Origin of the sequence: Stenotrophomonas sp. FR012, from assembly GCF_047520565.2 — a bacterium.
GTDB classification, from domain to species: Bacteria; Pseudomonadota; Gammaproteobacteria; order Xanthomonadales; family Xanthomonadaceae; genus Stenotrophomonas; species Stenotrophomonas sepilia.
Genome location: NZ_JAXBQL020000002.1, coordinates 340,429 through 359,633, shown reverse-complemented (window position 1 = coordinate 359,633; position 19,205 = coordinate 340,429). Strand labels below are relative to the sequence as shown.

The 19,205-nt window shown below is 65.7% G+C and carries 26 protein-coding genes; 8 read left to right on the top strand and 18 right to left on the bottom strand.

Going from position 1 to position 19,205, the window contains the following annotated elements; translation table 11 throughout:
* Nucleotides 1–468 precede the first annotated feature (468 nt).
* Together ACM0O9_RS05775 and ACM0O9_RS05770 are read left to right on the top strand one after the other, a co-directional pair.
* The gene (locus tag ACM0O9_RS05775) at nucleotides 469–1,422 is read left to right on the top strand and encodes an alpha/beta fold hydrolase (protein WP_069138527.1); all 954 of its coding nucleotides are present in this window, start codon (nucleotides 469–471) and stop codon (nucleotides 1,420–1,422) included.
* Between the two features lie 237 nt (nucleotides 1,423–1,659).
* Entirely contained in the window at nucleotides 1,660–1,971 is a 312-nt protein-coding gene (locus ACM0O9_RS05770) for a hypothetical protein (protein ID WP_414603729.1), read from the top strand.
* Between the two features lie 43 nt (nucleotides 1,972–2,014).
* On the opposite strand, the gene ACM0O9_RS05765 is transcribed toward ACM0O9_RS05770, so the two are convergent.
* From ACM0O9_RS05765 to ACM0O9_RS05750, 4 genes are all read right to left on the bottom strand, one after another.
* Nucleotides 2,015–2,296: a hypothetical protein gene (locus ACM0O9_RS05765; RefSeq protein WP_414603730.1), complete on the bottom strand. Its 282-nt coding sequence runs from the start codon at nucleotides 2,294–2,296 to the stop codon at nucleotides 2,015–2,017.
* A 281-nt stretch (nucleotides 2,297–2,577) separates the two neighbouring features.
* A complete protein-coding gene (locus ACM0O9_RS05760; protein WP_005416562.1) occupies nucleotides 2,578–2,847 on the bottom strand; it encodes a hypothetical protein in 270 nt (89 codons plus the stop codon).
* A 56-nt stretch (nucleotides 2,848–2,903) separates the two neighbouring features.
* Entirely contained in the window at nucleotides 2,904–3,119 is a 216-nt protein-coding gene (locus ACM0O9_RS05755) for a hypothetical protein (RefSeq protein WP_134955596.1), read from the bottom strand.
* A 432-nt stretch (nucleotides 3,120–3,551) separates the two neighbouring features.
* Nucleotides 3,552–6,233: an excinuclease ABC subunit UvrA gene (locus ACM0O9_RS05750; RefSeq protein WP_414603731.1), complete on the bottom strand. Its 2,682-nt coding sequence runs from the start codon at nucleotides 6,231–6,233 to the stop codon at nucleotides 3,552–3,554.
* Between the two features lie 178 nt (nucleotides 6,234–6,411).
* Here ACM0O9_RS05750 and ACM0O9_RS05745 point away from each other — a divergent pair, with 178 nt between their 5' ends.
* Nucleotides 6,412–6,690 carry a hypothetical protein gene (locus ACM0O9_RS05745; RefSeq protein ID WP_235649599.1) on the top strand — a complete coding sequence of 93 codons (279 nt, stop codon included), beginning with the start codon at nucleotides 6,412–6,414 and terminating at the stop codon, nucleotides 6,688–6,690.
* 230 nt (nucleotides 6,691–6,920) lie between these two features.
* On the top strand, nucleotides 6,921–7,418 hold the full coding sequence (locus ACM0O9_RS05740; RefSeq protein WP_005416567.1) for a YciE/YciF ferroxidase family protein: 498 nt from the start codon (nucleotides 6,921–6,923) through the stop codon (nucleotides 7,416–7,418).
* Between the two features lie 39 nt (nucleotides 7,419–7,457).
* Here the strand turns inward: ACM0O9_RS05740 and ACM0O9_RS05735 are convergent, their stop codons facing one another.
* The 4 genes from ACM0O9_RS05735 to ACM0O9_RS05720 form a co-directional block, all read right to left on the bottom strand.
* Nucleotides 7,458–8,192, bottom strand: coding sequence for a DNA-formamidopyrimidine glycosylase family protein (locus tag ACM0O9_RS05735; protein WP_414603732.1), 735 nt, complete (start codon nucleotides 8,190–8,192; stop codon nucleotides 7,458–7,460).
* A complete protein-coding gene (locus ACM0O9_RS05730) occupies nucleotides 8,185–8,952 on the bottom strand; it encodes a DUF72 domain-containing protein (protein ID WP_005416569.1) in 768 nt (255 codons plus the stop codon). The genes ACM0O9_RS05735 and ACM0O9_RS05730 overlap by 8 nt, the downstream gene beginning before the upstream one ends.
* Nucleotides 8,949–9,416, bottom strand: a complete 468-nt coding sequence (locus tag ACM0O9_RS05725) for a BLUF domain-containing protein (RefSeq protein WP_005416570.1) — start codon at nucleotides 9,414–9,416, stop codon at nucleotides 8,949–8,951. The genes ACM0O9_RS05730 and ACM0O9_RS05725 overlap by 4 nt, the downstream gene beginning before the upstream one ends.
* Nucleotides 9,417–9,702: 286 nt before the next feature.
* Nucleotides 9,703–9,942: a hypothetical protein gene (locus ACM0O9_RS05720; RefSeq protein WP_231109148.1), complete on the bottom strand. Its 240-nt coding sequence runs from the start codon at nucleotides 9,940–9,942 to the stop codon at nucleotides 9,703–9,705.
* Between the two features lie 307 nt (nucleotides 9,943–10,249).
* Between ACM0O9_RS05720 and ACM0O9_RS05715 the strand changes: the two genes are divergently transcribed.
* Nucleotides 10,250–10,627, top strand: a complete 378-nt coding sequence (locus ACM0O9_RS05715; protein ID WP_414603733.1) for a response regulator — start codon at nucleotides 10,250–10,252, stop codon at nucleotides 10,625–10,627.
* A 15-nt stretch (nucleotides 10,628–10,642) separates the two neighbouring features.
* Here ACM0O9_RS05715 and ACM0O9_RS05710 read toward each other — a convergent pair whose 3' ends face one another.
* The 7 genes from ACM0O9_RS05710 to ACM0O9_RS05680 all read right to left on the bottom strand — a co-directional run bounded on the left by ACM0O9_RS05710 (nucleotide 10,643) and on the right by ACM0O9_RS05680 (nucleotide 15,988).
* Nucleotides 10,643–11,071 carry a BLUF domain-containing protein gene (locus ACM0O9_RS05710; protein WP_005416573.1) on the bottom strand — a complete coding sequence of 143 codons (429 nt, stop codon included), beginning with the start codon at nucleotides 11,069–11,071 and terminating at the stop codon, nucleotides 10,643–10,645.
* Between the two features lie 178 nt (nucleotides 11,072–11,249).
* Complete coding sequence (locus ACM0O9_RS05705) at nucleotides 11,250–11,939, bottom strand: glycosyltransferase family 2 protein (protein WP_005416574.1); 690 nt, start codon at nucleotides 11,937–11,939, stop codon at nucleotides 11,250–11,252.
* A complete protein-coding gene (locus ACM0O9_RS05700) occupies nucleotides 11,936–12,523 on the bottom strand; it encodes a class I SAM-dependent DNA methyltransferase (RefSeq protein ID WP_005416575.1) in 588 nt (195 codons plus the stop codon). Before ACM0O9_RS05700 ends, ACM0O9_RS05705 begins: the two co-directional genes overlap by 4 nt.
* Nucleotides 12,520–13,278: a PIG-L deacetylase family protein gene (locus tag ACM0O9_RS05695; RefSeq protein ID WP_032954171.1), complete on the bottom strand. Its 759-nt coding sequence runs from the start codon at nucleotides 13,276–13,278 to the stop codon at nucleotides 12,520–12,522. Before ACM0O9_RS05695 ends, ACM0O9_RS05700 begins: the two co-directional genes overlap by 4 nt.
* A complete protein-coding gene (locus ACM0O9_RS05690; RefSeq protein WP_414603734.1) occupies nucleotides 13,266–14,207 on the bottom strand; it encodes an acyl-CoA dehydrogenase family protein in 942 nt (313 codons plus the stop codon). The genes ACM0O9_RS05695 and ACM0O9_RS05690 overlap by 13 nt, the downstream gene beginning before the upstream one ends.
* A 109-nt stretch (nucleotides 14,208–14,316) precedes the next feature.
* Complete coding sequence (locus ACM0O9_RS05685; protein ID WP_065186752.1) at nucleotides 14,317–14,814, bottom strand: hypothetical protein; 498 nt, start codon at nucleotides 14,812–14,814, stop codon at nucleotides 14,317–14,319.
* 10 nt (nucleotides 14,815–14,824) lie between these two features.
* Entirely contained in the window at nucleotides 14,825–15,988 is a 1,164-nt protein-coding gene (locus tag ACM0O9_RS05680) for a zinc-dependent alcohol dehydrogenase (protein ID WP_065186753.1), read from the bottom strand.
* Between the two features lie 148 nt (nucleotides 15,989–16,136).
* Here ACM0O9_RS05680 and ACM0O9_RS05675 point away from each other — a divergent pair, with 148 nt between their 5' ends.
* From ACM0O9_RS05675 to ACM0O9_RS05665, 3 genes are all read left to right on the top strand, one after another.
* On the top strand, nucleotides 16,137–16,325 hold the full coding sequence (locus tag ACM0O9_RS05675; RefSeq protein ID WP_065196297.1) for a hypothetical protein: 189 nt from the start codon (nucleotides 16,137–16,139) through the stop codon (nucleotides 16,323–16,325).
* Nucleotides 16,326–16,424: 99 nt separating this feature from the next.
* Entirely contained in the window at nucleotides 16,425–17,063 is a 639-nt protein-coding gene (locus ACM0O9_RS05670; RefSeq protein ID WP_065196298.1) for a DUF6766 family protein, read from the top strand.
* A gap of 3 nt (nucleotides 17,064–17,066) precedes the next feature.
* Nucleotides 17,067–17,618 carry a cysteine hydrolase family protein gene (locus ACM0O9_RS05665; RefSeq protein WP_164093098.1) on the top strand — a complete coding sequence of 184 codons (552 nt, stop codon included), beginning with the start codon at nucleotides 17,067–17,069 and terminating at the stop codon, nucleotides 17,616–17,618.
* A gap of 15 nt (nucleotides 17,619–17,633) precedes the next feature.
* Here ACM0O9_RS05665 and ACM0O9_RS05660 read toward each other — a convergent pair whose 3' ends face one another.
* The 3 genes from ACM0O9_RS05660 to ACM0O9_RS05650 form a co-directional block, all read right to left on the bottom strand.
* Nucleotides 17,634–17,867, bottom strand: coding sequence for a metallothionein (locus ACM0O9_RS05660; RefSeq protein ID WP_061478271.1), 234 nt, complete (start codon nucleotides 17,865–17,867; stop codon nucleotides 17,634–17,636).
* Nucleotides 17,868–18,014: 147 nt separating this feature from the next.
* Entirely contained in the window at nucleotides 18,015–18,320 is a 306-nt protein-coding gene (locus tag ACM0O9_RS05655) for a Rap1a/Tai family immunity protein (protein WP_414603735.1), read from the bottom strand.
* A gap of 186 nt (nucleotides 18,321–18,506) precedes the next feature.
* Entirely contained in the window at nucleotides 18,507–19,127 is a 621-nt protein-coding gene (locus ACM0O9_RS05650; RefSeq protein ID WP_414603736.1) for a hypothetical protein, read from the bottom strand.
* Nucleotides 19,128–19,205: the final 78 nt, after the last annotated feature.

Sequence of the window (19,205 nt, the reverse complement as noted above, 5' to 3'; positions counted from 1 at the left end):
GATGAGGCGTTGGGCGGGCAGCAATGCAAGGCTGGCGCGCACGAATCCGGGCGCTTGCCCATGGCGCAGGCCGTGACATTGCCAGGGCACGGTTGCCTGGCAGGCCAGCGCTGCGGAGTTCATGGGAAGACGGGCCACTGCGCGGGCAATGGGCCCGGAACACGGCAGGTGCCGTGTGGGATCAGCCTAGGCAGCACGCCGCAGGTGCGGTAGCGCCGTGAAGGGGTACGTCATGTTGCGTTCCGGGAAGCAATGCGGAACCGGCTGCAATGCCACCATTGCAAGCGCCTCTGGCTCGTTCGGTAGTGCGCAGGCCCAGGTCGGGCAGCTTCGGATGATCATCCAGTCGACCCCACTGTGGATCCGTGCACTCAGGACGCTCTATCAAGAAATCCGGACAGTTCATCACTCGGACGCCTGATTGCAGGCGCAAAGTACGTCTCACCACCCACCCATGAGAGTTCCCGCATGAACACCTTCGCCCGTACCCTGGCCGTTGCCACCCTCGCCCTCTCGGTCCAGGCCGGCCTGTCCGCGCAGGCCGCCGAACCGGCCAGGCCGGCGGCAGTCACCAGCATCGCGCGCACCGCCAGCTACATCACCACCGCCGATGGCGTGCAGCTGTACTACAAGGACTGGGGCCCGAAGAACGGCCCGGTCGTGACCTTCAGCCACGGCTGGCCGTTGAACTCGGACAGCTGGGAATCGCAGATGATCTTCCTGGCCAACCACGGCTACCGCGTCATTGCCCATGACCGTCGCGGCCACGGCCGTTCCAGCCAGCCGTGGGATGGCAACGACATGGATCACTACGCTGATGACCTGGCCACGGTGATCAATACGCTGGACCTGCATGATGTGACCCTGGTGGGCTTCTCCACCGGTGGCGGCGAAGTGGCGCGCTACATCGGCCGGCATGGCACCGGACGGGTGAAAAAGGCCGTGCTGATCAGCTCGGTACCGCCGTTCATGCTGAAGACCGCCGACAACCCGAACGGCCTGCCGATCGAAGTGTTCGATGGCATCCGCAAGGCACAGATGGATAACCGCGCGCAGCTGTACAAGGACATTCCGTCGGGCCCGTTCTATGGCTTCAACCGCCCGGGCGCGAAGGTGTCGCAGGGGCTGATCGATGCGTGGTGGGCACAGGGCATGCAGGGCGGCCACAAGAACACCTACGACTCGATCGCTGCGTTCTCGGCCACCGATTTCCGCGCCGACCTGAAGAAATTCGATGTGCCCACCCTGGTCATCCATGGTGACGACGACCAGATCGTGCCGATCGATATCTCAGGCCGCCAATCGGCGAAGCTCATCAAGGGCGCAAAGCTGATTGTCTACCCGGGTGCGCCGCACGGCCTGACCGACACCCACAAGGACAAGGTCAACCAGGATCTGCTGGCGTTCCTGCAGGAAAAGTGAGTGTACGGGGCTCCGTCGTGACGGCGGAGCCCTTCCTGCCCAGAGGCAGGGCCGGCACCGGACGAGCGCCGGCTGCCACGTCAGTGCACGATTGCGGCCGTGGGATTTCAGGCCAGTCATGGCGCGCGGTGTGCACCTTGATGAAGGGTTAACCTCCAACAAAGCACACTGCGCTCTCACGGCTCTTCTCCGGCGCAGAATCCTTTGCTCCCGTGTCCAGCCCCAGACGACACGGCCATGCATCCTCCCAATGCCTTCCGGATCCACGCGATCCAGCCCCTTCTCGCGCGCAATGGCGCCATCGTTCGCCTCGATCAGTTGCGATCGACCTGCAAGAGCTGCGGCTTGCGCTCATCAATGACTCAGGACGAGGGCCTCAAGACGAGTCCATTGGGCACGACGCTCACGTGCCCCGCGTGCGGTGCCACGGGGCTGATGGACGAGGTGGAGGTATGGCACCACTGGCTCGAACAGTGCCGGCGGGAACGGATGCTGGCGCTCTTCGATCCCGCACCTGACGAACCTCTGGAGCCTGATGGCCCCGAATGAGAGCGACACATGGACTGTCCGGCCGGCGCCTCAGCGCCGCGCCTCAACCGTCGCCGGGGTGACGCCCTGCCAGGCTACCCATCGTGAAGGCGTAGCCCGCCTCCTCCAGCAGCGCTCTCATGCGCAGCTCGACACGCCGGGGGGAAAGCAGGCTGTTGGGCGCGTACAGGGCATAGACGTAGCCTGCGCCGTCGATGATCTCGCGGCGCACGGCGCACTCATTGGATTCGGCAGCCTCGGACCAGACGGACATCAACCTGGCGGGACTGATGGATTGGCCGTTGCGAAGACGGAAGAACAGCCAGCGCGCTCCCAGGGAACGCATCGGATTCAACCTAGCCACTGCGAACCCCCGATGCGCCGGAAAAGGTCCCTCAGGACCTCTGGATCCAAGCGTGGATGCTCGTCTTTCGAAGAGCGCGGAAGCTCTATACGTGCGGCGCCGTTCACCAGCGCGGGCAGATCGGACTGAAGGTCGATCCACCACCCCGTGGGCAGCCGGAGCCCCGTGCCCGTTCTATCGTAGATGCAGATCGGAAAAGTCATCGCGTTGCTCCTGGATGACCCGAGCATACGCCTGCGCGATGTCAGGTCTGGATGCGACGCCTAGGAAGATGCCGCATCGGCGCGCTTTGCGCATTCGAATACGTGTGCTTCGTCCTGCTGGACCCTGCGGAACGACTCCAGCCAGCCGAACGCTGCGCCACGATTGTGAATCGTTTCGCCAAGCCTTCCGGTCAGGCACCGTGCGCACTCCATCCCGCCAGGACTGGGCGCATCGCAGCAACGGCATTGCGCCATCGTCGTCGTTCTCTCCGGGCGGCACTGGTACATGATCTTGGTCATCAGGCTGATCGCCTGGCTTTGCGAGGACATGCGCGCTCCCTGTCTGCTGCGGAAGCAGCCGCTCGGCGCGCGGCTCCTCCTGTTCCTCAGCGGCGGGTATCGCCGCCGAGACCGCCCTTCTTTTCATCCGCTGGCTTCGGGCTCTCGCTATCCTTGTTGTCCTGCTGCTGTTGCTGTCCTTGCTTGCCGGGCTCCTCCCCGCCGGGTTCGCCCCCCTCGCCCTGCCCCTGCTGTGCAGGCTGTTCTGCTTCAGCGGACGCGTTGGAGCGGTCATTCCTGTTCTGTTCGGGGACGCTGTTCATTTCGATTCTCCGTCGCAGCAAGGGTGCTGCCGATTGACTGTGGGCCTGTTGCCGTTACGGGAACAGGCCGGCAAGCGCGTTGTATGAACGGTTGTGATGAACAGGCTCCCGGCAGCAAGCGTGTACAGTGAGGTTTCGAACAGGGGTAGGCGCCGTGAGCCACGGAAGAAGCAAGCACGTTGTCGATGTGGAGCGCGAGCTGGCCCACTGGGAAACCGCGTTCAATCTGGGTGCGCTGCCCGCGATGAGTTTCCGGCACGAAGTGGCGCCGGTCATCCGGCTTGCCTGCGATATCTATGTGAGAGATCCGCACGGTACCCGGTCAGCCTGGATGGACGATCTGCAGTGCCGCCTTGCGAAACGATCAAGCCTACGCGGCCACCCTGGCGCGGCAGAGATTGCCGATCGTTGCTGGACGCTGCTGTCCTGCGGCTAGGCGCCTCCTGCCGGACGATTCCGCTCGCGCACACCCTGCCCCAGCTCGGATGCCAGGAACGGCGCCGTCCTGCTGCCCTTGGCGCGGGCCACCTGTTGCGGCGTGCCCTTCGCCACGATGGTGCCGCCTGCGCTGCCAGCGCCCGGACCGACGTCGATCACCCAGTCGGCCTGTGCGACAGAACGCATGTCGTGCTCGATCATCACCACCGTGTTGCCTGCGTCCACCAGCCGCTGAAGCTGCACCAGCAGCCTGTCGGCGTCTGATGCATGCAGGCCGGTGGTGGGTTCGTCCAGCACGTACAGCGTGCGCCCGCGCTGGCTGCGCTGCAGCTCTGTGGCCAGCTTGATGCGTTGCGCCTCACCCCCTGAAAGCTCCGTGGCCGGCTGGCCCAGCCGCAGGTAGCCCAGGCCGATCTCCTGCAGCAACTGCAGCGGGCGGGCGATGGCCTCTTCTTCGGCGAAGAACGCATGGGCCTGGTCCACCGTCATCTGCAGGACCTCGGCAATGTTGCGGCCGTTCCACTGCACCTTCAGCGTGGCCTCGTTGTAGCGGGCGCCATGACAGGTGGGGCACGGCGCATAGACGCTGGGCATGAACAGCAGTTCGACGCTGACGAAACCCTCGCCTTCGCAGGTCTCGCATCGCCCCTTGGCTACGTTGAACGAAAAGCGGCCCGCATCGAATCGGCGACGGCGCGCGTCGGGTGTCGCGGCGAACAGCTTGCGCACGTGGTCGAACAGGCCCGTGTAGGTAGCCAGGTTGGAGCGTGGCGTGCGGCCGATGGGCTTCTGGTCCACCTGCACCACGCGCTGGATGGCGTCCACGTCGCCGGCCAGCTGGCCCCGCGTTGCTTCGATTACGGTGGGTCCTTCGGCAGGTGCGCTGTCGGCGCCGTCGTCTGCCGTCTCATGCCCGAGGTGCAGCAGCATCAGCTCGGGCAGCGCCTGCGCCATCAGGCTGGATTTGCCCGATCCGGAAATGCCGGTCACTGCAGTCAGCAACCCCAACGGCACCTGCGCATCCACACCGTGCAGGTTGTGGCGGTGGATGCCTTTCAGCGCCAGCCAGCTGTTGGCACTGCGCTGCCGGCTGGCCGGCGCGGGCACCCGGTCGAACAGGTACTGCGCCGTGCGCGAATCCTGAACGTTGCGCAGGCCGTCGGGCTCGCCACTGTAGAGAACGCGTCCGCCATGCTCTCCTGCCTGCGGGCCCACATCCACCAGCCACTGCGCGCGGCGCATCAGCTCCAGATCATGTTCAACAACGAACACCGAGTTACCGCCGTCGCGCAGCCGTTCCAGTGCGTCGTACAGCGCCTGGCTGTCGGCCGGATGCAGACCGGCCGAGGGTTCGTCGAGCACGTACAGCACGCCGAACAGCAACGAGCTGAGCTGCGTGGCCAGGCGCAGGCGCTGCAGTTCGCCGGCCGACAGTGTGGGCGTGGCGCGATCCAGCGAGAGATAGCCAAGGCCGAGCTCGCGAAGTTGCCGTACCCGCGCCATGACCCCGCCCGCGAGCCGTTGCGCCGCCAGGCGCTTTTCCTCTGACAGGGCTGAGGTCAGGCGCACGTCGGGGGCGCCTTCGTGGGTCGCGCGGCCACTTGCTGCCCGCTTGGCGCGATCGCTGGGCGTTGCACGCCTGCTGGTACGCGCGCCGTGGCTGTGTGCACTGAAGTTGCCCTGCGCGATGGGCTCGAGCAACGCTGCCAGCTGATCCAGCGGCAGCCGCATGAACTCGCCGATGTCCACGCCGGCGAAGGTGACCGAAAGCGCTTCCGGCTTCAGGCGCTTTCCGTGGCAGGCGGGGCACAACCGGCGCTCCATGTAGCGGGAAACACGCTTGCGCATCAGCGCGCTCTGGGTGTTGGCAAAGGTGTGCAGCACGTAGCGGCGTGCGCCGGTGTACGTGCCCATGTAGCTGGGCTCCAGCTTGCGCTTGAGCGCGGCGCGGGTCTCGGCCGGCGTGAAGCCGGCATAGACCGGCACCGTGGGCGTTTCCTCGGTGAACAGGATCCAGTCGCGGTCCTTCTTCGGCAGTTTCTTCCACGGCACATCGATGTCGTAGCCCAGCGTGACCAGAATGTCGCGCAGGTTCTGGCCATGCCATGCCGGTGGCCAGGAGGCGATGGCGCGCTCGCGGATGCTCAGCGAAGGGTCCGGCACCATCAGTGCTTCAGTCACTTCGTAGACATGCCCCAGGCCATGGCAGGTGCTGCAGGCGCCCTGTGGGGTGTTGGGCGAGAAGTCTTCGGCGTACAGCATGGGCTGGTGGGCCGGGTAGGCCCCTGCCCGCGAGTACATCATGCGCACCAGGCTGGACAACGTCGTCACACTGCCCACCGACGAGCGCGCATTGCTGGCACCGCGCTGCTGCTGCAGGGCGACAGCCGGCGGCAGCCCGTCGATGGCATCCACGTCGGGTACGCCGGCCTGGTCGATCAGGCGGCGTGCGTAGGGCGCGACGGATTCGAAATAGCGGCGCTGCGCTTCGGCGAAGACCGTGCCGAAGGCCAGCGAGGACTTGCCGGACCCGGACACGCCGGAGAACACCACCAGCGCATTGCGTGGAATGGAGACGTCGACATTCTTCAGGTTGTGCTCGCGCGCACCGCGGACCTCGATGCAGCCGCTGGCTGCGGCAGCACATGACGATTCGCCAAAGGGGGTGTTGGACATCTCAGCATTCCTGCATTCGGTGGGCGGATCGCGCATGGTGCGCCCGAGCGGCCATTGTCACCGGTCCGGAGTGAATGGCGCGAGGGCGCCGGAGGCGGGATGCTGTCTTCACCTCTCGTTCGTACGGCGTTGCCCAGCCAAGGGCTAGCGTGGGGCTGCCCACACACCGGAGGCCCTCATGCACCCCGACATACTTGGCTGGGCCGCCACGGCGGTACTGATGGCAACCTTGATCCGGCAGATGGTGAAGCAGTGGCAGTCGTCCAACCCGGAAGCCGTATCCAGGTGGCTGTTCGCAGGCCAGATGACCGCATCTGCGCTGTTCACGGTGTACAGCGCGATGCTGGGCAGCGTGGTCTTCGTGGTGACCAATGCGATGCTGCTGTTGACGGCGGTGGTGGGCCAGGTGATGGCGTGGCGCCGCCGCGGCCGACGCCGGGCTCCCCCGCCCTGGTGATTGTTGATGCGCGTTGCCTGAAGGTTTGACATTACTTTCCCCCACCGTTGATGGGGCCGGACCGTCACACGGATGAGGAGGCCGCTGCATGCCGTACGGTTCTGGCGCACTCTCGTAAAGACCGTGCGCAGTAATCCTGCGGGCGCTCACATGCCGCCTTCACCTGGCCCCTGCCCGATCGCAACCGGGCAGGACCTACGCTGAGCACTCCACTCACTGCGGAGCCCAGTATGGCTATCAAGACGGCGGAAGACCTGTTCATCCACGAACTCTCGGATATCTACAGTGCCGAGAAGCAGCTGACCAAGGCCCTCCCGCGCCTGGCCCGTGCGGCCGAGAACCCGGACCTGGCGGCAGCGTTCGAAACGCACCTGGAAGAAACGCAGGGCCAGATCGAACGCATCGATCAGGTGGTGGAGGTGCTTGGCATTCGCCTGAAGCGCATCAAGTGTGCGGCGATGGAAGGCTTGGTGGAGGAAGGCAAGGAAGTGATCGACAGCATCGACAAGGGGCCGGTGCGGGATGCGGCCCTGATCGGCGGCGCGCAGAAGGTCGAGCATTACGAGATTGCGTCCTACGGCACCATCGCCGCGCTGGCCAAGCAACTGGGCTACAAGGATGCCCTTCCGCTGCTGCTGGAGACGCTGGAGGAAGAGAAGGCCACCGACGAGAAGCTGACCCTGCTGGCCAAGGGCGGCGGCAACGCCAAGGCCGCGCAGGCCGCCTGACCGGCGCACGCCGGAACCCGGCGGCCACGGATGGCCGCGTCAGGGCCCGTACAGCACCTGATCATTCGGGCAGAAGAACGTGCGTCGCCGTGTGGTCCCCAGGTAGAGCTTGCTGATCGGGCCGCCGCACAGAGGGCAGACCTTTTTCGTGTGCACCTGCCAATGCTTCTTCAGTTCGAAACGGCGGTTCCACTCCAGGAAATCAAAGCTGTAGGCGCGGGCCTGCTCGATCATGGCGGTAAGCCTGCGTGGCGGCAGGTCGCCCAGCCGGGTGGCCGGATGGACACCTATCCGGAACAGCACCTCGTTCTTGATGATGTTGCCCACGTCGGCGAAGACGGTCTGGTCCAGAAGCGCATCACAGGCCATGACATCCGGGATGGCCTTCAGCTTGCGCCGGGCCAGCTTTGGATCCCAGGCCTCGTTCATCACGTCCGCACGCCAATCGTAGATGTCGTCCAGCGGCTGGTCGATCAGGCGCACGGAGCACGCGTAGAAGTTCAGCTCACCGTTGTCGAACACCAGCGATACCCGCACCGGGCCTGGCTTCCGTTCGTCGATGCGCCAGCTGCCGAACATCATCAGGTGGATGCGCAGCGTGTGGCGGCTGAATTCCAGCAGGAAGTGCTTGCCCCAACTGCGGACCGCCTTGACCCTGCGGCCCTGCAGCGGTGACAGGTCGATGCGGCTGTTACCGGACACGGCGCGGACCGCGTGCCCCTTGAAGTGGCTCGTTGCTTCGCGCAGCAGCACGATGGAAGGACCTTCAGGCATGAGCGTTCTCCTGCAGCAGCGCCTGCAGGCGCAGCGCGTTGCCGGTGGCATGGCCCAGTGCGGTATTGTCCAGTACGAACCAGGCGGGTCGTTGCGCGCCGGATTCGCGCCGCAGTCGTTCCGCCAGCTCCGCCAGGGCCTGTTCGCTGTACGCACTGCGATAGATCTGCGGTTGACCGTGCCAGCGCCAGTAGCTCCACGTGCGGTCACCGCCGGGAATCGCTGCCGCCGGCACACGTGCCGGATCCGCAGCGACCCGTGCCACGCCATGCGCACTCAGAAGTGCATCCACTTCCGGCGTGAACCAGCTCGGGTGGCGCGGCTCGCACGCCACATCGGCCTGGGTGCGTGAACGCAGGCCCCGCAGGAATTCTCTGGTCGTGGCCGCGTCGTACACCAGGCTTGGCGGCAACTGCAGCAGTAGCGGCCCCAGCTTTCCACCCAGCTCCAGCACGCCATCCAGGAACTGTTCGAACGGCTGCATCGCATCGCGCAGCCGACGCTCATGGCTGATCTCCCGCGGCAGTTTCACCGCGAACCGGAAGCCCTCCGGAACGCTCACCGCCCATCGCGCGTAGGTGCTGGGCTGGTGCGGTCGATAGAAGGACGAGTTGATCTCCACCATCGGCAGGCGTGTGGCATAGCGCAGCAGTGCGCTGTCGCCCGCGCCGAACGCTTCGTGAACCGCCCGCGGCAGCGACCAGCCCGCACAACCGACGCGTGGTGGGGCGGGCGCAACCGGGGCGGCTGTGGCCTTCATCGTGCCAGCTGCCCGTCCGGTTCGGTGATGCCGCCCGCACCTGCCTCCGTGTGCGACTGCGAAATCGACAGCAGACGATCCAGTGCACTCTTGCCCGAGTCGAGCGCCGACGCGCTGCGCACGAAGCCGGTCCAGTCAGAGATGGCGATCTTTCCCAGCGCCAGCTCGTCCACCCGCACGCTACGCATCCGCCAGTGCGGAAACTGTCGGCGCCCCACCCTGCCCCGGTTCAGCTCGACGATCCCACTGTGGCTGCAGGCCGCGAGAATGCGCGTGTACGCCGCATTGATCCCGGCCTCCGGGCCCTCCAGATACTGCAGGAAGCGCGAGCCATCGAACAGCAGCGTGCCGGTGACATCGACGGATTCGTTGAACTGCACCGCTTCGGCCACAAGCTGCTGCAGCCGCGCTGCGGTCAGGTTGCGGGAGGCTTCACTCACGTAGGCAATCGCACGAAGAGGCATGGCACCACCGATGGTTGCGGACCGCTTTACCTTAGCGATGCCGGTCGTACGCGCGGTGAGTCCGGTGTGGAGGCTGCGTCGAGTTGCGGCGCGTCCACGCCGCTTGGGCATGACGCGCTGATCGGGCACAAGCCGCAGACCACCGCAATGTCCGGCGCGCCCGGTACGCAGCCACCTCAGCAGGGGACCGCCTCGTCGGGAGGTGTGAACCGCCCAAGGTGTGCGCTGCACGCAGCCCTGATGCAGCGATAGCATCTACGGACTTCGGGATGGCCCTGGTCTGCGCTCAGGGCATCGGGCTGGACAGTGCCGTGCCGCCGGCTCGACTTCGCAGGCTGCCAGCCGGAGCGCGCGGAGCGTCCGCTGCCACCAGCGCCTGTACCACACGATGTTGCATACGGTGAGCGCCGCCTTCCACGCCCACGACATACACGAAGCGCCCATCGAACTTGGCGTGCGCGTCCTCCAGGACATCGTCGGCCTGCAGCGCCCGCTTGAGCGACTTCATCCACGTCCGTTCAGGCATGCGGTCCAGTTCCACTACGACGGCCGTGCCACCGCAGTCCAGCGGCATGCACTCGACACGCAGCACGCGGGGGGAAGCAGAATCGGTTCCGGATAGCGGCATGAGAAAAGCTCCGATGCGGGGGACGGCGGCAGTATCCATGGCACGTGCCAAGGCGCCGTCAACAAACTCCATCCGGCCCTGCACGCTGCCTATACGGTGCTGGAAGCGCGCTTCACGGGCTTCGCGCCGGGCTGACAAGCCGCACGCACCGTATTGATGCTACACAGCACAGACTGGCGTTCCCGAAGCAACACAGGCTGCACACATGCAATCCGGATTGAGCCAGCGCACATGCAACCTGCTGCTGGTGGAAGACCAGCTCGACCTGGCAGCACTGATGGAACATGCACTTGAGGACGCTGGCGACCAGGTGACACACGCCTACAGCGTGTTCGACGCGCTGGGACTGCTGGATACCCAGCGGTTCGACGGCGCCGTGCTGGACGTCGAGCTTCGAGACGGCGTGGTATTTCCAGTCGCTGATCGCCTGGCGGAACTTGGCATCCCCTTTCTTTTCGTCTCTGCGGTCTATGACCAGCTGGTGCCACAGCGCCACCGCCGCGCCGCCTTCGTGACCAAGCCATTCCACATCGATCAGTTGCAGGACACTGTGCGGCGTGTGATCAGCTGCACAACATGCTAGCACCCGTCCCGCACTTCAGGCGGCGTTCGCGTAGGGCTCAACGACTGCAAGCAGCTTCTCCATCGCTTCGGCTTCGTCCTGGCTCGTTACCGCCCGCTGGATGAAACGGCTCCAGTCAGCAAGGGCGATCCTCTGCAGCTCGCCCGCGCTGACCGACAGGCAGCGCATCGGCCAGAACGGCAACCGCCGCTGCCCGACACGGCCACGCCCGAGTTCGGTCAGTTCGGTGTGGCTGCGGGCGCCGCTTACGCGGGAGAAGGCAACATCCAGCCCGTCCGCAGGGCCTTCCATGTATTGCAGGAAGCGCTGCCCGTCGAACAACAGGACCCCGGTCACGCCCGCTGATCGATTGAAGCGGGCCGCATCTTCCATCAGTGCAGCCAGGCGTTCCGGCGTGAACCCGGGGGCAGCCCGGCTGGCGTAGACAATCGCGCTGTTCGGCATCGGCCGCTCCTGCTCTCCGAGCCGATCAATCTAAGGTCGGCAGCGTTCACGCGCCGTAAACGCGTACAGGGAGCGCGTCACATATCGGCCGATGTGCCCGGGTTTCATGGGATTCGGCCTGAATCGGAGACGCCTGACGGCGCGCCCCCCTGCTGCGGTGCGGCGAAATGGCCGGTGTTTACGCAATGGCCGGCCCGGTCAGCACGGCAGGGGCACCCGCCGCCCCCATTTCAGCCAAATAGGCTGAAAATCCCCCTGCGGCGCGCCCTTCCAGACGCGCACTGGTGAAGACGACGGGAGCACCGGCCCAGCGTACATCCGCGCCGCAGGCCTGCAGCGCCCTCACCATCTGAACGTCTTCCCCGCAGCGCAAGGCAGGAAAACCGCCGACCGCACGATAGAAATGGGCAGAGACACCCAGGTTGGCACCATGGATGCGCCCGTGACCTTCCCCCCACTGCTGCCGCCCCTGGAATACCCTGCGCAGGCGATGTTCGGACGGGCAGCGCGCCGCAATGTCCACCAGTCCGCAGAAGGCGTCACACGGCTGCTCCAGTTGTCCAACCAACCAGTCGCCAGGGACCTCGCTATCAGCGTCGGTGCTGGCCAACCACCTGGCGCCGCGACCCAGCAGCTCGACGGCGGCCGCTGCGCGGGCAATCCCCACGCAGCGTGCATCCAGCCGCACAATGCCGACGCGCTGTTGGTGGCAGATGGACGCCGTCGCATCCGAGCAAGCGTCCAGTGCAACCACCACTTCGACCGCTTCGCCGCCCAGGCCCGGGTGCAGGGCCGCCCTTCGGATCGATTGCAGGCAGCGCGCCATGCTGGCTGCCTCGTTGTGCGCGGGGACCAGAACGCCTATCACCGCAGGCCCTCGTTGCGGGCCAGTGACAGCGTGCCGCGCGTCCAGCCCTGCAGCACGAAGTCCGCATCGCGATAGTGGAAGGCTTCGTGCAGGCCGTGGCCCAGGCACCGATGCACGACTTCGGTCCGGCTCACCCGCCCGGGGAACGAGGGCAACCAATGGCAGGCGACCAGCAATCCGTCGTCACGAAGTGCTTGATCGATTCCGGCACGCAGCTCGCGAAGGGCGCTCGTCCCCAGGTAGTAGCCCATCTCACCGCAGACGATCAGGTCGAAGCGCCCCGGCGGCCATTGCTCGGGGTGGCTGGCGCAGTGGACCTGCACGTGCGGCAGGTGGGCCAGGTTGCGGCGGGCCCGGAACGCTGCGCGCGGGCTGATATCGGTGGCCAGCAGGCGCTCACAGCGGGCCCCCAGGGCCTCGGTCAGCACGCCGTTGGAGCATCCCAGCTCCCAGCCACGATTGAACTGGCGCTGGCTCAGGCTGGCCAGCAGCAACGCACGCTTGCGTTCTTCATACCACCGACTGCGGTAGCCAAAAGGGTCTTCCTGCTCATGCAGTTCATCGAAGTACGGTTGCGCGCTCATGCCAGAAATACCTCGTAATCGCGGAAAAATCGGGCCAGTACATGGGAAGGCAGCACCGGCGGGCTGTTCAGGCCCGGCACGTTGCCCGTCTGCGTCCGGAACCGGGCGATCGCACTCCGTTTCACCGACGCTGCTGCGGAAATGTCGACAAGTCGCGGCAGCTCCCACGCCATGTGCGCGCAGGCCGGATCCAGCCAGTGCCAGCCCCATACCGGGTACTCCAGGCGACGGCAACCCACTGCGCGCGCGGCGCGGCAGGCGGCACGCCCTGCCGCTTCGTGATCGGGGTGCCCATCGAAGCGCCAGGGCGCCAGTACCAGATCGCCCGGCTGCAGGTGCTGCTGCAGCCAGTCCTGCAGGCCCTGTTCGTGCTTGCTGACCGCGCCATCGCCGATGCCGAGATGAAACGTCGCGTCGGCCGCAATCCCAAGTTCCGCCAATGCCGCAGCAAGCTCTGCCCGACGCGCCGACCGCAGGCGCTCCGGTGTCCACCACGGTTCACCCGGATAACACGCTTCACCATCGGTCACGGCAATGACGCCAACCTCCATGCCCTGTGCCGCGGCATGATGGAGCAGCCCACCACAGCCAAGAATCTCGTCGTCGGGATGCGGCGCAACGACCACAAGGCGGTCGTGGCCGGCGCACAGTGAACGGGCGGGCGTGGACGGTTGCTGCCAGAGCCAATCGCAGCGCAGCCAGGCCTGTTCCTGAGTTCCCTGTCCTTGCAGGGGTGTGCTGGCTACAGCGCCCATGCGGTCTCCTCGGCTGCCCGCTGCTCACCCAGCCACTGCCAATCGCGATCGGCATGGCACTGCCTGAGGAACACCGTCAGGTCCGCCCAGCGGCGGGCGTGACTGTCTTCCAGGCACATCGGCGCCGGACCGAGCGCCCGGCCTGCAAGGTCCAGGACGCGCGTCGCCGCCCGTTCGACCACGCAGCGCAGCCGCACTACGTCTTCCCGATGCGCCGATTGAGGCGCGTCGTCGATGCGTGCGGCCACTTCGCGAAGCAGCGCCGCAGCCGGCCCCAGCACAAGGTCCGCTGCACCCAGCAGCCGTGCGCGGTTGCCGTCGCTGCAGGCCGGCCGCATGCGTTCAGCCAGTGCCACCGCTGCGCCAAACCAGACCGCCGCGATACCGGCTCCGCCATGCCAGAAGCCCGGCCGTTGCAGGTAGGCGTCGCGCGGTCCCAGAATCGTCATCGGTGCGCCGTCGAAGCGCACCGTCGTGGACGGAATGCCGGCCATGCCAGCCGCCGGCCAGGGCTCACCCGAAAGCGTGCACCAATGCTCCGCCGGCACATGGCACAGCCACACGCCGTGTGTGTTCCGCACGGTTACCAGTGCCGCATCCACCCACGCGCTGCCTGAACACCAGGGCTTGTCACCATACAGTCCACCGCCGGCGTCGATGCGCAGGGTGTTGGCTGGGCCTTCTGCGGCCCACACCGCCAGCAGCTGCCCTTCAGCAACCCTAGGCGCGTTCAGCTCGGCAATGATCGCCTGGGCGTCGTAATGCGCTTCCAGTACCTTGGCCAAGCAGAGGTCCTCTGCCCCCCACGCCGCCAGCGCCCGCCAACGCTGCAGCGTGTGGCCACTTCCGGGCAAAGGCAGCGCGGGCTGCTGGGCGAGAACCTGGCGCGCGCGGTTGAACAGCGAAGAAGGCGACGTCACATCCTGCATGGCCGGTCTGCAATGAAGATAGGTCATGAACGTAGGCGCCCTGCGGTCACATCACTGTCTTGGCGATGTGGCGGCCACATGAATACCTGGCGCAGTGTTCCTCACGCGGTCACCGCTGGCGCTGTTCGCTTGCACGCACGCACTGGCGCAGTTCCCATAGCCATGGCAACACCACCAGGCCAAGCGCCGGCAGCAATACAAACCCCCACAGCGCCGGTGCTGCCGGTGCCACATTGACTGCCCAACGAGGCTCGGCCTGCCACGCCACTCCGCCCAGCAGCACCCAGGGAGCGGCGTCGAGCACACTGTGCACGTGCTGCTCGGCCGGGCTGATGCGTCGCCGCCCGTCCGCGCTGACGGTGTCGAGGTAGCCGGCGATTGCATGCGCGATGACCAGGACTGCCAGCAGCGTGACGAGCAACCACGTGCTTTCCAGCACGAGCCACGCCAGCACGCCGCTGCCGATGAGCAGCAGCTGCAGCCCATGCAGCAGGCTCTCGCGCATCGCGGACGTGTGCGGCAGATCGGTACGCCGGTGAAAGTGGAAGTCCAGCGCACCGGCGGTCAACCAGACTGCGTAGACACAGGCCATGACAATCCCGCTCATGACGGCTCGCTCAGGGTGTCAATACGATCTTGCGGCAGTCGTCGTCCTTGGCATCGAACATCGCATAGCCTTGCGCTGCATCGGCCAGGCGCATCCGGTGCGAGATGATGTCCCCCGGATCCAGCTTTCCTTCGATGATTGCGTCGAGCAGTTCCGGCATCAGTCCCTGCACGTGGGTCTGTCCCATCTTGAATGTCAGCCCCTTGTCGAACGCATCGCCCAGCAGGAACCCGTGGATGAAACCGGCATAGACACCGGGAATGCTGACCACGCCGCCGCGGCGGGCGGCTGCGATGCACTGACGGATGGCCACGCCGCTGCTGCCTTCCAGTTTCACGGCGGTCAGCGCTGACTCCAGGGCACTGCCCTCGGCCTCGAAACCGACGGCCTCGATGCAGGCATCCACGCCGCGCCCACTGGTCTGGGTCAGGATGTAGTCGGCTGGGTCCTCGATCTCCTTGAAGTCGATCGGCGTCACACCATAGGCACGGCGCGCGTAGTCCAGGCGGTAGCGAAGATGGTCGACCATGAAGATGGTCTCCGCACCCAGCAGCCGGCAGCAGGCCGCGCTCATCAGTCCCACCGGACCGGCACCGAAGATGGCTACTGTCGAGCCCGGCTTGACCCCAGCGTTCAGCGCGGCCTGATAGCCGGTGGGCAGAATGTCCGACAGGAACAGAACCTGTTCGTCGGCCACGCCTTCCGGAATGCGCAGTGGGCCCACATTCGCCTTGGGCACGCGCACGAATTCGGCCTGTCCGCCTGCCACGCCGCCATACAGATGGCTGTACCCGAACAACGCCGCCGGAGGCAGAAGGCCCTTCTGGTTCAGCGCAGCGCCCTTGCCCGGGTTGGTGGTCTCGCAGGCGGCATACTCGGCCAGCCGGCAGTGAAAGCACTCGCCACAGGCGATCACGAAGGGGATCACCACGCGATCACCCGGCCTCACCTGCGTTACGCCGCTGCCGACCTCTTCCACCACGCCCATGAATTCGTGGCCCAGCACATCGCCGTCGTGCAGATCGGGAATCTTGCCCCGATACAGGTGCAGGTCCGAACCACAGATGGCGGTGGCGGTAACCCTCAGGATCAGATCGTCCTCAGCCGCCAGCACCGGGTCCGGCACGGTCTCGACGCGCACATCCTTGCGGCCGTGATAGGTCAATGCCTGCATCGTGCTTCTCCAGAAGATCGGAACGACAGCATCGCAGGGACGTCCTCCCGCCCCGGTGACATCCAGGTGTGCACAGCGTTCATTCCGCGGCGTCGTAGCGTTAACCCCGACCGGGTCACGCTGCGAACACCCGCCACAGGAGCCCAGCATGAACGACGAGCTGCCTTTCAATCCAACAACAGACGTGGACGATCAATCGAAGGCGCACACCCCGGACGAGCGGCGCAATGATCGAGCGAAGTGGAAGGCGCACGACATGCCGGACGACGGCGATGGCCCCAAGGCCGTACCCGAGGACTACGAACGTCCCGACCCCGATCCGACGGGCAAGCGTTGAGGCCGCCTCACATCCTGGATGCGCCGGATTCACGCGTCATGGTGCGCTGCCGGCGCAAGCTGCATGCACGATTTCTGGTCGGCCTGAACGAGGTGTTGCATGTGGAAACGCAACGGTCTCTCGCTGGTACTGCTTGCACTCACTGTCGTCTTCATTGCCGGGCAGGCAGTTGCGGGACATCACGTGCACAATCAGGAGTTGACCCAGCACGGACGCGCGCCGGTCGACCTGTGGCACTACCTGGCGACCGGGCATTTTGTCAGCGCTACATTCGAAAACTGGGAGAGCGAGTTCCTGCAGATGGGGATGTACGTTCTTCTGACCGTCACCCTGCGCCAGCGTGGATCAGCCGAATCCCGGCCGCTGGACCCCGCGCAGGAGCAGAACCGCGTGGAGCCGGGACCTGCGCCGTGGCCGGTTCGTCGCGGCGGCGCATGGAAGGTGCTCTACGCTCACTCGCTTGCGATCGCCTTCGGGCTGTTGTTCCTGCTCAGTTTTACATTGCACGCCTTGGGTAGCTGGCGCGCCGATCAGGTCGAGCAGCAGTTGCAAGGGTTGCCGGTGCCGGGTTTCCTGGAGCATCTGGGCAGCAGCACGTTCTGGTTCGAGTCGATGCAGAACTGGCAGAGTGAGTTTCTTGCGGTGCTGTCCCTGGTTGTACTTACGATCTTCCTGCGGCAGAAGGACTCACCGCAATCCAAGCCGGTCGAAGCTCCGCACGCGCAGACAGGGGATTGAACCATGGGAAATGCTCCGTCAACCGCCTTGCTGATCATCGACATGTTCAGTCGCTTCGACTTCCCGGGCGCGCAGGCGCTGGCACCAGCAGCGGAGCGGGCGGCCGCACAGATCCGACGCTTGAGAGACCACTTTGATGGCCACGGATGGCCGGTCATCTACGCCAATGACAACTTCTCCGACTGGAAGCGTGACTTCCGCCAGCAGGTAGCACAGTGCCAGCGGGATGGAGGACCGGCCGGGCGGATTGCCGACCTCCTCTCTCCCCTGCCCGGCCACTACTTCGTGCTCAAGCCCAAGCATTCGGCGTTCCTGGCCAGCCCGTTGCCGATTCTGCTGGCGAAGCTTGGCGTGCGCAGCCTTTGGCTCGGTGGGATGACGGCCGATTCATGTGTCCTGGCTACCGCGCTGGACGCCAACGCCAGGGAATTCGACGTAGTGGTGGCACGGGAGGCTGTGGCGGGGACGCCGGCCCGGAAACAGCGTGCGATGGCGCTGCTCGCCGATTCGGGCGCGGCCCGGGTCGCGCGGCTCGCCTCGCTGGTCCCGGCATGACCGGCCGGAGCGGGCTCAGGCCCGGTCTGCGATTCCCTTTACACCGGCGTGACCGGCGCAATGTGCGCAGCAGAAGATATGACCGTTTCCTTCAACGCCATGCCCGATGATCGCGCAGTCGCAATGTGCGCAGCGCGGTGCGAACGCATGGATGGCGCACTCGAACGAATCGAAGGTGCCGCTGCGTCCACCCTGCTGGAGGGTGAAGCTCTTGTCGTAGTCATTGCCGCAGACATCACAGGTAGCCATGGGGCACCTCATGCGGAGAAAGGAGCATGCAGTGTCGCGGGCGCGGGGGTCGGCGGTCGTGAATGCATCGTGTCGCCAGCGTGCAGAACACCGATGTGTTCATTACGCAGGCTGCAGCCCGCGTTGCCAACGCCCAGCCCACGCGTCTCAGCGTGCCTTGCCGGGCTCGGCACTGCCACCAGGCGATGTGCCGCGACCACAGGGAAACGCCGCGCGCAGCCCTTCGACAACCAGGGGAGACGCATCCTGTTGCAATCGCACGCGGGGCAGCTGCCGGAGATGGGAAGACACCTGATCGACCAGTTCATGCGGAAGGATCCGGCCCTGCCCACACCACTGACCGCGGCTGGCATCGGCGACACCCAGGATATAGCTGCTGGCCCGGGCGCTGGACAGCCCCCGGCAGTGTTCGCCATCGCAGAACCCGTCAGCGCCTTTGCCCTGCAGCAGCATGATGAGCTCCGCACCACTGACAAACCAGGTGCGTTCCGGTTGCGTTGTGCCTGCCACGGCGGGTCCCACCAGGGCGCCTAGGCACAGTGTCAGGAGCCAACGCATGCGGCGGTGCGCGCGGCGGGCTTGATGTCCTTTCATATCGGGGTCCTGGCTGTCGTTTTTCTGGATTCCACGCGGCGCCGGTCAGAGTTGATCAAGCTGGTTGCGTGGTTGAAACGCCGGGTCGTCCTCAGCTTCCAGCATGGCTTCCACCAAGGCGTCGAAGGGCGCGGCAGCGGTATCCAGGTCCGTGGAAGAAAGGAATCCGGATTCCCCCTGGCCGGCCAGGGCAATCGCGGCAACGGTCTCGCGCTCACCTTCCTCTGCCCAGAGATAGTCGTGGACCAGTGCCACCCCATGGTCGCCCGCCTTCAGGAAATCGGCCGCGCCCCGTGCCACAGCCAGAAACGCGATGAGATCGTAGAGGCTTTCCGAATACGTCAGCGATCCCGCAACAAAGTGCGTACCAGTGCGCTCATAGGCGGCAACCTGGATATTCTCGGCCTGCGCGGATGCAAGGAAGGCCTTCAATGCGGCGCGATTGTCGGGGTAGCGGGCCAGCAGGGCCTGGCAGTCTATGAGCAGTTCATCCAACGCCTCGTCGCTTGAAGACGCCAGGCATTCACCGTTGCCCAAGCGCCACGGCCCAGCGATGCATCGCCAGTCGGACCATCGGGATGGCGAAGGCAGGGGCGCCGCCAGCCATCTGGAGAGATCTTCGTGGCGCAACTGCAGGCGCAACAGCGCTGAATAAGGCTCTGACAAGGCGATGATCCATCCGGTCCGCGTGTCCAGATGGCTTTTAGCAGACAACGCGCGACCCGCCAACACCCCAGTGCCAGC